The organism is uncultured Shimia sp. (genome assembly GCF_947498095.1).
In the GTDB taxonomy this organism is placed as follows: domain Bacteria; phylum Pseudomonadota; class Alphaproteobacteria; order Rhodobacterales; family Rhodobacteraceae; genus Shimia.
On the sequence record NZ_CANMJE010000003.1, the window covers coordinates 380,556 to 394,811 of the forward strand.

The following is a 14,256-nucleotide window of genomic DNA, read 5'->3' on the forward strand; positions in this document are numbered from 1 at the left end:
CATCAGGAGCAAGACAATGAATGCACAAACCAAATTCGACGAATTGATCGTTGGCTACGACGTTCCGGCCGTGCCCGGCATGGATGCCGCTGACATTCAAACCCCGGCCTTGGTGCTGGATCTGGATGCACTAGAGCGCAACATCAAGAAGATGGGCGAATATGCCAAAGCCCATGGCATGCGCCACCGCGTGCACGGCAAAATGCACAAGTCTGTAGACGTGGCCAAGCTGCAAGAGAAGCTGGGCGGCGCCGTAGGTGTATGCTGTCAGAAAGTATCCGAAGCCGAGGTTTTTGTGCGTGGCGGGATCAAGGATGTTCTGGTTTCAAATCAGGTGCGGGACCCGGTGAAGATCGACCGTTTGGCGCAGCTTCCCAAGCTGGGCGCGCGCATCATCGTTTGTGTTGATGATGTTGCCAATGTGGCAGACCTGTCTGCCGCCGCACAGAAACACGGCACCACGCTGGAGACTTTTATCGAGATCGACTGTGGCGCGGGCCGTTGCGGTGTGAACACAACTCCAGCCGTGGTCGAAATCGCGCAGGCGATTGAGGCTGCCGATGGACTGAAGTTCACCGGCATTCAGGCTTACCAAGGTGCGATGCAGCACATGGATAATTTTGCAGACCGCAAAGCCAAATTGGATACCGCGATTGCGATGGTCGAAGATGCCGTCAATGGCCTCAAGGCCGAAGGCATTGATTGCGAGTTGGTTTCAGGTGGCGGCACCGGGTCTTACTATTTTGAAAGTAATTCAGGGGTTTACAATGAGCTCCAGTGTGGATCCTACGCCTTTATGGACGCGGACTATGGCCGCATTCTGGATGAAAAGGGCAACCGGATTGATCAGGGTGAATGGGAAAATGCGCTGTTTATTCTGACTTCGGTCATGAGCCACACCAAAGCAGACAAAGCCATTGTGGATGCAGGCCTTAAGGCCCAGTCGGTCGACAGCGGCCTTCCGGTGGTCTTTGGTCGCGACGATGTCGAATATCTGAAATGCTCCGATGAGCATGGGGTCGTTGGCGATCCGGACGGTGTCTTGAAAGTGAACGACAAGCTGCACCTGGTGCCGGGGCATTGTGATCCGACCTGCAATGTTCACGACTGGTACGTGGGTGTTCGCAACGGCAAAGTGGAAACCCTCTGGCCTGTGTCTGCACGCGGTAAGGCGTACTAAACGGGACAAGGCGCGAGGGGAAAGCCCCTCGCCATTCCCATGACTTTTCTGAAGAACTAAAGGAGCAGATCTATGTGGATCGTCCCCGAGCGTGAGATTGCGGATCTGATGACCCGCGAAGCTGCCTTTGCCGCGGTTGAAAATGTTTTTGCTGCCATGGCACGTGGTGATGCCTATAACTTCCCGGTGATCCGCGAAGCGATTGGCCACGAAGATGCCCTTTATGGTTTTAAGGGCGGTTTTGATCGGGCCGGAGGCGCCCTGGGTCTCAAGGCAGGTGGCTATTGGCCACACAACCTTGAACGGCGCCAGATCATCAACCACCAATCAACCGTGTTCCTGTTTGATCCGGATACCGGCAAGGCACAGGCCATGGTCGGTGGCAACCTGCTAACCGCGCTCAGAACCGCGGCAGCGTCATCTGTTTCGATCCGCCACTTGGCACGAAAAGACGCAAGAATTCTGGGCATGGTCGGAGCCGGGCATCAGGCGACATTCCAGCTGCGTGCCGCCCTAGAGCAACGCGCGTTTGACAAGGTGATTGGCTGGAACCTGCATCCTGACATGCTGCCAAACCTGGAAAAGGTCGCCGCAGAGTTCGGGCTGCCGTTTGAAGCCGTTGAGTTGGAGGGCCTGCGCGCAGCAGACGTCATCATCACCATCACCTCGTCTTTTGATGCGATCCTGATGTCCGAGCATGTCAGCGATGGCACACATATTGCCTGCATGGGTACCGACACGGTCGGCAAACAAGAGGTTGAGCCAGCACTGATCGCGCGCGCAACCGTGTTCACGGATGAGGTTGCCCAGTCTGTGACACTTGGTGAATGCCAACATGCCGTCGCCGCGGGAACAAAGGCTCAGGCCGATATCACCGAGCTAGGAGCAGTGATCAACGGCACGCATGCCGGACGTCAGAGTGAAGCAGAAGTCACCTTGTTTGACGGCACCGGCGTGGGGTTGCAGGATTTGGCCGTTGCGGCATCCGTTGTCGATCTCGCCATCGAAAAAGGCGTTGCGATCGAGGTCGATTTCTAAAGTCACTTTGGTGCCATAAAGCTCAAAGGCCGGTCACTGTTGGTGGCCGGCCTTTCTCGTTGTCATAAGATGTCATCCAGATCAGGGCAGGATGTCTTTCAACCGGTGAAGCGCGATGCGTTCAACTTGCGTGCAGGCCGTATTGAGCTCGGTCTGAGTATCGTTGCCGATACGCGTCTCAAAGGCTTGCATAATGGACGTTTTGGTATTGTCCCGCACGGCGATGATGAAAGGAAACCCATGTTTTTCAACATACTTTTCATTCAGTTGAGTAAAGGTGGCGCGTTCTTCGTCTGTTAACATGTCCAATCCGGCAGAGGCCTGTTCTGACGTGCTTTCGGCCGTCAGGCGACCGGCTGACGCCAGCTTGCCCGCCAGATCTGGGTGCGCGGTCAAAACCCCCAAACGCGCCTCATCAGAGGCAACGCGGAACACGCGGCAGAGCGCATTGTGCAAGCCGACCGCGTTGTCATGCGAGGCTCCAAGTTCCAGATCAAATGCCCCTTCGGCAATCCAGGCAGAGTGCTCAAAAATACCACCGTAGTTTTCCACAAATCGAGCGCGGTGCATCTGGCTGGGTCGCTCACGGCGCTGATGCGGGTGGGTCTTGGCCCAGTGGTCAGCAATGTCAATCCGGCGCGCACACCAGACGTCGTCAAACCCTTGGATGTAGTCGATGAACCTTTTGAGCCCGGCGATCTTGCCAGGTCGTCCGATCAGACGGCAGTGCAGACCGATTGACATCATTTTGGCAGCACCCTCCTGACCCTCGACATAGAGCGTGTCGAAAGCATCTTTGAGATAAACAAAGAACTGTTCACCTGTGATGTAACCGGGGGCCGTGGCAAAACGCATATCATTGGCCTCGAGCGTGTAAGGAATGACCAGTTGGTCGCGGTCACCTACCTCGATCCAATGCGGCAGGTCGTCGTCATAGATATCGCTGACATAGTCAAACCCACCCTCTTCCGCGACAAGCCTTACGGTGTTTTCAGAACAGCGGCCCGTGTACCAGCCACGCGGTCTTTCACCGGTCACTTCGGTGTGCAAACGCACGGCTTCGGCAATGGCTGTACGCTCGTCTTCTTCGGGCATATCCTTGTGTTCAACCCACTTCAGACCGTGACTGGCGATTTCCCAACCGGCGTCTTGCATCGCGGCAACCTGAACAGGGCTGCGAGCCAGCGCCGAAGCAACGCCATAGATCGTGAGAGGAATATCCGCACCAGTGAACAGACGATGCAGACGCCAGAAACCGGCGCGCGATCCATAGTCGTAGATCGACTCCATGTTCCAATGTCGCTTCCCGGGCCAAGATGCGGCTCCGGCAATGTCGCTCAGAAAGGCTTCGCTGCCCGCATCTCCGTGAAGGACGCAGTTTTCACCGCCTTCTTCATAATTTAGAACGAATTGCACGGCGACTTTGGCGTTGCCTGGCCACTGCGGATCGGGCGGGGTGGCACCATAGCCAACCATATCGCGGACATATCTGCGCACGATGTTTCTCCTATGTGTTGTTCACTATGGTCTATAGCCAAACAATCGCTGAGACTTTCGCAAAATTCCAGAAAGACTTCTATAGGATAGCCGCCCCCTCATTGAACAGTTTCAAAAAGAGACGGTTGGAGGGAAGCCATCTGGATGCTAACAAAATGTGAAGAGAATTCCGGGGGTAAAATTGTCTGAATATCCTAACGAACCGCGGCTGATTGTCGATCCATGCGTGATCGTCCCAGAAGATTTGTTGAAGCCATCTGTCTGTGAACCTCAGGCAGCACAGGCTTTGCAAAGCATGGCGCGCACTGAAGATATACGGTTTTCCAAAGACGGAAAAATGCTGGCTGTGTTGGGTTTTGCAAAACAATCCATCGCCATGTTTGAGATTGACTGGACAAACGACCAGGCCTGTAAGGGGATGCGGATCAAGCGGCACGTTTCTATCGTGTCGGACAGCTTTGTGAATCCTCATGGCATTGATTTTATTTATGATAAACGGTTTGTGGTTGCCAGCCGGAGCGGTGGAGCCGAGGTATATGAGTTGCCGACAAACGTGCCTTGGGGCAACACCATGCCCCTGATGCCAACGGCGGTGATAGACAAAATATCCGAGGATGATGCCGTGCACACACCAGGGTCGGTGGCCGTCATTCCCGAGGAAGGTGGAAGTGTCTAGGTTCTGTTGTGTAACAACTATGCCCATCGCGTCACCCGCCACAAACTTCATTGTTATCAGGATGCCAAGCCAGGTCATCCCAGTGTGGAAGTCGTCAATAGCGACATTGTTTTGGAAAAGGGACTAAAGATTCCGGACGGTGTCTCGCGCTGTCCTGTTTCTGGGACAATCGCCATATCCAATCACGAAACGCACGAGGTGTTCTTATACTCCAGCGTGGACCAGATGACGCCGGACAAGGACCCTGACGGGTATCTCATGCGTTTGGCTTACCCTCATGGGCTCCGATTTACGGCCGATGGTCGTTACATGTTTGTTGCGGATGCCGGGCTGCCCTTTGTACATGTTTATGCCCGTGGTGCCGGCTGGGAAGGCAGAAGACCTCCGGTGGCAAATATCCGCATCATGAGTGATTTTGACTACCTCAAAGGCCGCTACAATACCCAAGAGGGAGGCCCAAAAGGGCTAGAGATTGATGCGCAAAACCACCTGCTGTTGGTCACGAGCGAGTTCCAGCCGTTGGCGGCCTTCGACCTTCAAGCCATCATAGGCCAGATCGAAGCAGCCGATCAGTCGGGCGTTGCAACCCGCAATGCTTCGCGCATCCGCTCGACCATGAAATCGATGAAAAGGCGGGTCTTTGGATCCTGATGTTTGCGGTGTGTGTAAAGACACGCCATCTGGATCGGGACGGGCGGTGTATCTTGCAACACGGGCACCAGCGCCCCTGATGCCAGATGTTCGGCGATCTCAAACACTGGCTTGAGCACAACGCCATAGCCGTCGAGCGCCCAATTTGTCAGCACATCGCCATCGTCGGATTCAAAAGGGCCTTTGACGGCAAACTTCTGGATACCATTCACGGTGTTGAGCGCCCATTGAAACTCAGGTGCGCCGGGATATCGCAGGTTCAGGCTGTCATGTGTGCCGTTGCAAAGTTCGATGGGCGCGGTCGGTTCTCCGCGTTTCTCAAGATAATTGGGGGCCGCGCAAAGCACCCGATCGCAGTCTGCAATCTTGCGGATACGTAATGTGCTGTCCTCTGGCAGACCCAGAAAGAATGCCACGTCCAACCCTTCTGCGGTCAGGTCCAGTTTTCGATCCGAGAGCCTTAAGCGCAGATCAACTTGAGGATATTCATTTTTGAAATCAGGAACTTGCGGAGCGACAAGACGGCGACCTACGCCAAGCGGCGCGGCAACGCGCAGTGACCCACGCGGTGATCGTGTAACTGAGTTGACCGCCGCTTCGGCCTCTTCGATGGTTTCCAGGATTTTGCAGGCGCCGGTATAAAAAATCTCACCCTGTTCCGTGGCATTCAACTGCCGCGTCGTGCGCATGAATAACCGAACGTTCAGATAGTCCTCAAGCTGCGAAATCCGCGATGACGCCACTGCCGCCGAAATCCGCTGATCGCGGGCCGCGGCAGACATATTGCCCAATTCGTAGACGCGAACAAAGGTGCGGATGTTTTCAATATAGGACATGGCGATTATTAGGTTTTCTTTGAAGCTGTTCGGGTTTTTTCTATTATGGAAGAAAATAGAGCGCCAAGCTAACCTGCGTCAACAACCGAATGAGGGCTGCGAAATGGATGCGTTTTTTTTGATTGATTGGGCCGAGTTTGCACTGCGTTGGCTGCATGTGATCACCGCGATGGCGTGGATCGGATCGTCTTTCTACTTTATTGCACTGGACCTTGGATTGCGTCGTGACCGCGATCTAGGTGGCGCGGACGGCGAAGAATGGCAGGTTCATGGGGGTGGGTTTTATCACATCCAAAAATACCTCGTCGCACCTGAAAAAATGCCGGATCATCTGACGTGGTTCAAATGGGAGAGCTATTCTACATGGCTATCCGGTGCTGCGTTGCTGATGATTGTCTACTGGCTGGGTGGAGAGCTGTATCTGATCGATGCCAACAAGGTTGAGATGCCTCTGTGGCAGGGCGTGGTGCTGTCGGCTGTTTCCTTGACGATTGGCTGGTTGGTCTATGACCGTCTGTGCAAGTCAAAATTGGCTGAAAATCCTACCGTTCTGATGGTGCTATTGTTCGTGCTTCTTGTCGCCATGGGCTGGGGTTATACCCAAGTCTTCACCGGGCGTGCCATGATGCTGCATCTTGGGGCCTTCACCGCCACGATCATGACCGCCAATGTGTTCTTTATCATCATGCCGAACCAGCGCATCGTGGTGAAAGACCTGCAAGAGGGCCGCACGCCAGACCCGAAATACGGCAAGATCGCCAAACTGCGGTCGACGCATAATAACTATCTGACGCTGCCGGTCATCTTCCTGATGCTGTCGAACCACTATCCGCTGGCTTTTGCCACCGAATACAACTGGTTGATTGCTGCGCTGGTCTTCCTGATGGGTGTCACGATCCGGCATTTCTTTAACACCATGCATTCGCGTGGCGGCATGAAGTGGTGGACTTGGGCCGTAACCGTTGTCTTGTTCGTGGCAGCGATCATGCTGAGCCAGGCCGGGCCAGAGTACACGGACTACGACGAGGAAGAGGCACGGGCCTTTACACCTGCAGAGCAGGTCTATGCCAGTGCCGAAGGGTTTGAGGACGTGACAGACATCGTTCTCAGCCGGTGTTCCATGTGCCACACCCGCGAGCCGGGCTGGGACGGGATTACCCACGCGCCAAAGGATGTTCTGCTGGAAACACCGCAGGAAATCGCAGCGGAAGCAAAGCGCATTTTCCTGCATTCCGGCGTCAGTACCGCCATGCCGCCCGCCAACGTCAGCTGGATGGAGCGCGAAGAACGTGAAGCGATCGTGCGTTGGTTCAACGCAGCGCAAAAAGGCTGATCTCACAGGTCGGACAACCAAAAAGCCGACCCAACTTCGATCTTTCTTTTTTTCACGACACTGATTTTGGGCTTGCCTGTTGACGCTCGAGGCCGGAATAACATGGCCTTATGTGCCAAACCCTCAAATCTTTACGCATGATGTCACCCATACGGGGGCATCATGTTTGATTTGGCGCTCTCTGTTCTGGTGAAGCTGGCCGTTGGGTTTGTCGGTGGGGTGATCGCATGGCAACTTGGACTGCCGATGCCGTTCCTGACTGGGGCGCTGTTCATCACGGCCGCTGTAGCCCTAAGCCGGTCCAACACCCCAAAAACGGCCACGAGCTTTCCCCGCATTATCCGCCAGAGCTTTACCGCAATCATTGGCGTGATGATTGGGCAAAACTTCTCGCCTGAACTTTTTGGTATCCTCGACACGCTTTGGCTTTCGCTTGGGGCCATTCTGATCTTTGTGATTCTGTCGCACGGCATAGGATTTGTGATCTATCGCTATCTCGGGCGTTATGACCGTGAGACCGCGATTTTTGCCTCGGTTCCCGGTGGATTGATTGAGGCGATCACATTTGCAGAGCAATCCGGCGCCAAAGTGAACATCGTGACTGTTCAGCACTTTGCGCGGGTTATTCTGGTCATAACGATTGTCCCGCTGTTGTTCTTTGCCTGGACTGGCGAAGTTGTTGGAAGCGCAGCCGGAGTCGAAATGGCCGGGGCGAGTTACTCGCTTTGGGACATCGCTCTAACCGTTGTCGTGGCCGGTGTCGGCATGGTGGTTGGCAAGCGTCTGAAACTGCCAGCGGCAATCCTGATTGGCCCTTTGATCCTAAGCGCGGGCCTTCAATTGAGCGGTGTCCTACCCGCGCATGCGCCGACATGGCTGCTGACCGCCGCACAATTGGTGGTCGGTGTGGGGCTGGGAGCCGAATTTCAGGGGATTGGGCGGGCTCAACTGGTTCGGTCACTGGGGTTGGGGTTGGTGGCCATGGTGGCCTATCTCTTGTTGGCGCTTGGCTTTGCGGCAGCCCTTGTAGTGGTCGTGGACATCCCGTTTAGCGCCCTGTTCCTCAGCTTTGCGCCCGGCGGCGTGACCGAGATGAGCCTTGTGGCCCTCAGCCTGAATGTCGGGCCAATCATTGTTGCGACGCATCACGTGTTTCGCATATCGGTGACGGTTGTGATGATGACATTTTTAGTCAAGCGCTTGGGTCTGACGTCCTCCAAGACCTGAGGCCGAAAACGCGGCGCCATGGCGCTTGATGCCTTTCAAAGATGGTGTAGGTTTCGCCAACCGTTCTCGCAGCCCAAACAGGACGCCTTTGTGCCCAGGTCAAGCGATCAAATCCGCGCCATGCCCAAGCCGCCCCTGATGTCTCAGGCGCTGTCGACACGGCTATGGGTTGCGGTCATCGGGCTATACTTGATCGTGACGCTTGTGCTTCCATTGGGGTTGATGCTGTCAAAATCGCTGACCACATGGCGGTTTGATCTCACGGTTTTTGAGTTTCAGGTCAGCGACGAGGCGGGGCAGTTTCAGGCCGCCCCTGAGAGCGCCTCGGACATTAATGCGCGTTTGAGGATCTGGTCCGACGAAGACCTTGCCAGCGGGTCGGGCGGGCGCCTTGCCGCCGTATCCCTGTTCCCCGAATTCAGCTTTCGCAGCCCGGTTCTCTATCGGGTGCGCGATACCTCCGGCACGGCGGGCTTTCTGGTTGGATCCAAGTTACATCAAACAACCGATTGGGTCGAAGTGGATTCAAATACGTTTCGAAGGGTTCAGCTGCGCCCGATGCAGGATGTCGGGTTGGATAACTTTGGCACCTACTTCAAGACCCCGGCGCTATCTGCATCCATTCGAAATTCGCTGATTGTGGCCCTGTTGAGCACGGCCATTACAGTGTCTTTGGCTTTTGCCTTGGCCTATGGGCTGCACCGCAGTTGTGTGCGGTTCAAGGGTTTGTTTCGGACCATCGCAATGGCGCCCATTCTGGTGCCGTCCCTGTTGCCCGGCATTGCGCTGATCTATCTGTTCGGCAATCAGGGAGTGTTCAAGGAATTGCTATTTGGTGCCAGTATTTATGGGCCGATCGGAATTGTAATCGGGTCAGTGTTTTTCACCTTTCCCCATGCCTTCGTTATCCTCTCAGCGGCCTTAGCCATTTCAGATTCCCGGCTTCACGAGGCTGCAATCAGCCTGCGTGCCTCGCCTTTGCGCGTGTTTCGAACAGTGACTTTACCGGGTGCACGCTATGGTTTGATCTCGGCGTGTTTCGTGGTGTTCAACCTTGTGATTGCCGACTTTGGCTTGCCCAAGGTGATTGGCGGACAATTCAATGTTTTGGCCGTGGATATCTACAAGCAAGTTATTGGCCAACAGAACTTCGAAATGGGGGCCGTGGTGTCAGTGGTGCTGTTGATCCCCGCCATTCTGGCCTTTGGCGTCGATAGTTTTGTGCGCCGCAAACAGGCGGCTCAGGTTTCGGCACAGACAGTTCCCCTACGGCCCCAGCCAGCGCCTCGTCGTGATCGTATCTGGCTTGCCTACTGTGCAGTAATCAGCCTGTTTATCGTCGGTATTCTGGCGGTGTGCCAATTCGCGGCTCTGGTCAAGTTCTGGCCCTATGACCTTAGCCTGACACTGTCACACTATCAGTTTGATCTTGTAGATGGAGGCGGATGGCGCAGTTACCGCAATTCGCTAAAGCTGGGCTTGTTGACGGCCCTAATCGGGACTTTCGTGATCTTTTCCGGTGCCTATCTGGTCGAAAAATCCGCCGCGTCTCGTCCAGCGCGGGCTGGGTTGCATATGGCGGCCATGCTGCCGATGGCCGTGCCCGGGTTGGTTCTGGGGCTGGCCTATATCTTCTTTTTCAACGCGCCTGAGAACCCGATGAATGGTATTTACGGAACGATGGCCATTCTCGTGATCTGTACCGTCACGCATTTCTATACGGTACCACATCTCACGGCTCTCACGACCCTGCGCCAGATTGATCCGACATTTGAATCTGTTTCGGACTCGCTGGCGCAGCCCCGGCGCAAAGTGCTCCTGGGTGTGACATTGCCCATTTGCCTGCCAACGCTTCTGGATATCTCGATCTATCTGTTTGTAAACGCCATGACGACGGTATCAGCAGTGGTGTTCCTGTATTCACCCAAGACGGCGCTGGCGTCCGTGGCCATCCTGAATATGGATGATGCAGGTGACATTGCACCCGCGGCAGCGATGGGAATGATGATCTTTTACACCAACTTGCTGGCGCGACTATTCCATCTGTGGGTCAGCAAGGCGTTGCTGCGGCGCACGCAAGGCTGGCGCGGTTAACGCTATTTGCGCCCGTCGGCTTCGTCCATCAGGCCGCGCATCCAGCGCGCAAAAAGCCACGTGGCCGGAATCCCCAAAGGCAAGGACCAAAGGATCGCGTCAATCGGCTGAACCACCGGCCAGCCGATCGTTTGCCACATCAACCCGAGCAGAAACAGATTGAAGGCGACCGTCAGCGCACTGACAGGGTAGAGCCAAATCGCCAGCTTCAACACCGACCACGGTTCGTTCTCAGTTTCGGTCATGCGGCTTCTCTATCATTGATCTGCGTTTTCAGGGAGTTTGCGATGAGTTGCGGGATCGCTTTGGTTTGCCCCAAAGCCGGGAGGATTTCTCCCGCAAACCCAGCTTCGCGAAGGCCCTGCCGGACATCCTGTTTCATGTGATCCCCGTCCATCGCAAAGAACGGCAAACACAGCGAAGGTTCGCGAAGATCCTCTAGAACTTCGGTCAGGAACGGTGCCTGCTCAACAAAGCCCGGAAACACGCCCGCCAAGGCGATTTCATGCGAGAGCGCGCGGGCAAAACGATAGGCTGACTTTGCGGCAAGCCGCCCTTTGGCCGATCCATGAGCCGCCAAGAGGATACGAACGTCTCGGGGATCTTGACCCTGACTTTGCAAGGCATCCCGTATTACCTGTGCGGCCAAGCCGGGCAGGGCTGGTTCCAGTCCCAGCGGTGTCAGCAAGTGGCAGGGCGCGTCGCCCAAGCGTTTACGCAACGCGGTCTGGACGAACCAGCCATTCGCCATGAACAGCGGATACACCAACCCGCCTTTGCGCAGTGTTGCAACTGACTTTTCCAATGCATCACCATTGGCCATCGTGGCGGATGTCAGTGACATGTCCGGCAACAGGGCCTGCACCCGCTCGCAGAGCGCCCCTAGGGCCGCCTCTGCCGGAAGCGGATCAGACGGCTGACCATGCGCGACAATCAGCGCGTCAGTGGCTTGTGCCTTCGGAAAATGTGATCTTGTTCCAGACATTGTACTTCCCGGATGGTTTGCGCATTGGCAACCGTTTCACGATTTCCAGCGTTTCGGCATCATATACTAGGACTTCGCCGTCGTCTTCCCAGACTGAAACCAGCGCATAACGCCCGTCCTTGGTAAATTCAACGTGAGCCACGGTCTTGCCAATCGCCGGCTGCAGCGTTTTGACGATTTCAAGACTCTGCTTGTCGATGACGTGCATCAGGTCCCGGTTCGGGCCAAAGAAGACATCCGCCCAGATGTATTTAGAGTTCTCATGGCTGCGCACAAAGAACCCCGGTCCCATGGCTTCGATTTTCTTGATGGTTTTCCAAGTCGACATGTCGATCACTGAAACCACGCCTCCGCGCATGTGCGGGGTTGCCATGACGGTGGTGCCATTGCGTTCCCATGTGGTGCCGGAACTGAGGTGCGGCATGCCGGGTAGGTCGAGGTCAGCAATCTTGTGACCGATCACCAGATCCACCACTTGACCACCGGTGCCTTCGGCCCCGTCGCGCGACGCGCCCATGATGTATTCATAGGTCTGGTCAAAAAAGAAATCGTCCAGATAGTCGGGCAAGGTGATTTTACGCACCGGGAAGGGGATGTCGGTATGGGCCAGCCCCTCATCGCGCCAGTCATGGGCAAAGCCGAATTTGGGCGGGTTGGCACCGTAAAAGATTTCCCAGATTTCCGGCACGTCCTTAAGTGCCAGAACAAAGCTTTCGCGTGGTGGCACCTGATAGACTGCAGACACCCGGCTCGGTGTGCCATCCTTGCCTTTGACCATTTGCACTTTGCCGACGGTCAGGTCTTCGGTGTTCAGGATGGTTACCATATTGGGCAGATAACTTGCCACGGCAAGCCATTTGCCGTCACTGGACATGGCAATGTTGCGGCTGTTTAGGCCGGCGCGCACCTGACCGACGATTTGCAGGGCGTAGATGTCATACTTCTGCACCCAACCATCGCGCGACATGATGAACAGGTAGCGCCCCGTCGGGTCGTACTTTGGCCCACCATGCACAGCAAAGGGGGTCTGGAACCGATCCAGCACCTCAAAGGTGTCTCCATCCAACACACTCACGTGGTGGTCTCCGGTTTCCACCACCATGGTGATGTTCATGGGATCAGCATCCCAAACCGGTGCATCAACGGCGACATAATCGGGGTTCATCTCGCGGCTGGCGTTGATCTGGTCTTCGCCCCAAGGGGGAAGCACCTCAAGCGGGGTCTTCAGCAGCTCGACGATGGCGTCGGCGCCCTCCTGATCCAGATACTCGCTAAAACCGGGCATCTGTGTGGCGACGCGCCCATTCAGGATAACGTCTGCCAGATTGGGGCCGCGAATTTTGCGCAAGGTTTCAGGGATCAGGGCAGGGCCACTGCCGCCGAGACGGTCAGCACCGTGACAATCGGCACAGTGCTCGGCATAGGAGGCCGCAGGATCAGCTGCGGCCGATGTCACCAGCGACAGTGACATCAAGGCACCCGCCAGAGCCGCGCAAAGGATTTCACTCATTGGAAGGGAGCGTTCAGAAAAACTTGTGCTGCGGGTCATGGCTTTTGCCTCGAAACGGGGTGACATGCAGACGGTCGGCGTCGTCGATGCCGATCTCAGCATTAGAGAGGTAACAGGCCGGGTCTTCGGCCCAGGGGTTGCCGGTCAGCTGCAGGGCGCGGATGCGGGTGTTGCCGCCGCAGACATCTTTGAATTTGCAGGCACCACAGCGCCCTTCCAGTGGGCGGGGACGGGTGCGTAGCGTGGCAAGCATCGGATCGTCACCGGTCCAAAGCTCTGAAAATGCGTCATTTTTGACGTTTCCGATTGTGTAGTCAGACCAATAGGTGTCGGGGTGCACATTGCCCAGAAAATCGATGTTGGCGACGCCAAGGCCGGAAGAGTTACCGCCCCATGCCGCCAGATGTTCGCGCACATGGGCCACATTTTCACTGTCAAAATTGCGACGGATCCAATCCAGAAAATAGACCGCGTCGGCGTCATTGTTTCCCGTGACGATTTCCAGAGGGTGGCCTCCGTTCACGGATTGCCACGAGCGCTCCAACAGCATGTCCAACCCGGCACGGGTGCGTTTGTGTTCCGAGTCTTCGCCACGGTTCTTGTCGCCACGTCCGGCATAGACCAGGTGCGAAAGGTAAAACTTGTCCACGCCTTCGTCATCGCACAGCTTCAAGAGGTCGGGCAGATTGTGCTGCGTGCCTTCGGTCAGGCAAAACCGCAGGCCCACTTTGACGCCGCGCTTTTTCAACTCGCGAACGCCCCGCACGGCATCGTTAAAGGCGCCATCCACGCCGCGGAACCAGTCATTTGTGGCCCCAATGCCGTCGATTGAGATACCGACATAATCATAGCCGATCTCGGCCACTTCATCCGCGGCAGCGCCGTGAATTTTTGTACCATTGGTGGACAGCGCCAAGACACGCACCAGTTGGCGCGCGCGTTTTGCCAGTGGCGTCAAGTACTTGCAGTCCAGGGGTTCACCACCCGAGAGGATCAAGGCCGGGACGCGAAAGCGGCCAAGATCCTCAAGGGTTTCCATGGCTTGCTCGTGGCTGAGCTCGCCGGGGAAGTCGACATCCGCCGATACAGTGTAGCAATGCCGACACTTCAGATTGCAACGACGTGTGAGGTTCCAGATCACGACCGGCTTGGTCGGACCTGTGCCGCGCCGGACCCGCACAGGGGTCGGGGTCACGAGCTGGTGCATGTATTCGGTTAGGCGGAACATG

The 14,256-nt window shown here is 56.0% G+C and carries 13 protein-coding genes; 7 read left to right on the forward strand and 6 right to left on the reverse strand.

What is annotated here, in order from left to right:
- Positions 1-16 precede the first annotated feature (16 nt).
- The gene (bhcC, locus tag Q0932_RS08015; protein ID WP_299351172.1) at positions 17-1,180 is read left to right on the forward strand and encodes a 3-hydroxy-D-aspartate aldolase BhcC; all 1,164 of its coding nucleotides are present in this window, start codon (positions 17-19) and stop codon (positions 1,178-1,180) included.
- A 72-nt stretch (positions 1,181-1,252) separates the two neighbouring features.
- A complete protein-coding gene (gene bhcD, locus Q0932_RS08020) occupies positions 1,253-2,218 on the forward strand; it encodes an iminosuccinate reductase BhcD (protein ID WP_299351174.1) in 966 nt (321 codons plus the stop codon).
- An 81-nt stretch (positions 2,219-2,299) separates the two neighbouring features.
- Here the strand turns inward: bhcD and puuE are convergent, their stop codons facing one another.
- Positions 2,300-3,715: an allantoinase PuuE gene (gene puuE, locus Q0932_RS08025; RefSeq protein WP_299351176.1), complete on the reverse strand. Its 1,416-nt coding sequence runs from the start codon at positions 3,713-3,715 to the stop codon at positions 2,300-2,302.
- Between the two features lie 181 nt (positions 3,716-3,896).
- Here puuE and Q0932_RS08030 point away from each other — a divergent pair, with 181 nt between their 5' ends.
- Together Q0932_RS08030 and Q0932_RS08035 are read left to right on the forward strand one after the other, a co-directional pair.
- Positions 3,897-4,391, forward strand: coding sequence for a hypothetical protein (locus tag Q0932_RS08030; protein ID WP_299351178.1), 495 nt, complete (start codon positions 3,897-3,899; stop codon positions 4,389-4,391).
- A gap of 225 nt (positions 4,392-4,616) precedes the next feature.
- A complete protein-coding gene (locus tag Q0932_RS08035) occupies positions 4,617-5,042 on the forward strand; it encodes a hypothetical protein (RefSeq protein WP_299351180.1) in 426 nt (141 codons plus the stop codon).
- Here Q0932_RS08035 and Q0932_RS08040 read toward each other — a convergent pair.
- The gene (locus tag Q0932_RS08040; RefSeq protein ID WP_299351182.1) at positions 4,961-5,878 is read right to left on the reverse strand and encodes a LysR family transcriptional regulator; all 918 of its coding nucleotides are present in this window, start codon (positions 5,876-5,878) and stop codon (positions 4,961-4,963) included. The genes Q0932_RS08035 and Q0932_RS08040 overlap by 82 nt on opposite strands.
- Before the next feature lie 103 nt (positions 5,879-5,981).
- Here Q0932_RS08040 and Q0932_RS08045 point away from each other — a divergent pair, with 103 nt between their 5' ends.
- From Q0932_RS08045 to Q0932_RS08055, 3 genes are all read left to right on the forward strand, one after another.
- Entirely contained in the window at positions 5,982-7,211 is a 1,230-nt protein-coding gene (locus tag Q0932_RS08045) for a urate hydroxylase PuuD (RefSeq protein ID WP_299351184.1), read from the forward strand.
- A gap of 162 nt (positions 7,212-7,373) precedes the next feature.
- Positions 7,374-8,438: an AbrB family transcriptional regulator gene (locus Q0932_RS08050; RefSeq protein ID WP_299351187.1), complete on the forward strand. Its 1,065-nt coding sequence runs from the start codon at positions 7,374-7,376 to the stop codon at positions 8,436-8,438.
- A gap of 90 nt (positions 8,439-8,528) precedes the next feature.
- Positions 8,529-10,532 carry a putative 2-aminoethylphosphonate ABC transporter permease subunit gene (locus Q0932_RS08055; RefSeq protein ID WP_299351188.1) on the forward strand — a complete coding sequence of 668 codons (2,004 nt, stop codon included), beginning with the start codon at positions 8,529-8,531 and terminating at the stop codon, positions 10,530-10,532.
- 2 nt (positions 10,533-10,534) lie between these two features.
- Here Q0932_RS08055 and Q0932_RS08060 read toward each other — a convergent pair whose 3' ends face one another.
- The 4 genes from Q0932_RS08060 to nirJ are packed head-to-tail and all read right to left on the reverse strand — an operon-like array spanning position 10,535 to position 14,255.
- Positions 10,535-10,777: a hypothetical protein gene (locus Q0932_RS08060; RefSeq protein WP_299351190.1), complete on the reverse strand. Its 243-nt coding sequence runs from the start codon at positions 10,775-10,777 to the stop codon at positions 10,535-10,537.
- Positions 10,774-11,517 (reverse strand): CbiX/SirB N-terminal domain-containing protein, encoded by a 744-nt coding sequence (locus tag Q0932_RS08065; RefSeq protein WP_299351192.1) that lies wholly within the window; start codon positions 11,515-11,517, stop codon positions 10,774-10,776. The genes Q0932_RS08060 and Q0932_RS08065 overlap by 4 nt, the downstream gene beginning before the upstream one ends.
- On the reverse strand, positions 11,474-12,988 hold the full coding sequence (locus Q0932_RS08070; protein WP_299351459.1) for a cytochrome D1 domain-containing protein: 1,515 nt from the start codon (positions 12,986-12,988) through the stop codon (positions 11,474-11,476). Before Q0932_RS08070 ends, Q0932_RS08065 begins: the two co-directional genes overlap by 44 nt.
- Before the next feature lie 52 nt (positions 12,989-13,040).
- Positions 13,041-14,255: a heme d1 biosynthesis radical SAM protein NirJ gene (gene nirJ, locus Q0932_RS08075; RefSeq protein WP_299351195.1), complete on the reverse strand. Its 1,215-nt coding sequence runs from the start codon at positions 14,253-14,255 to the stop codon at positions 13,041-13,043.
- Between the last annotated feature and the right edge of the window lies 1 nt (position 14,256).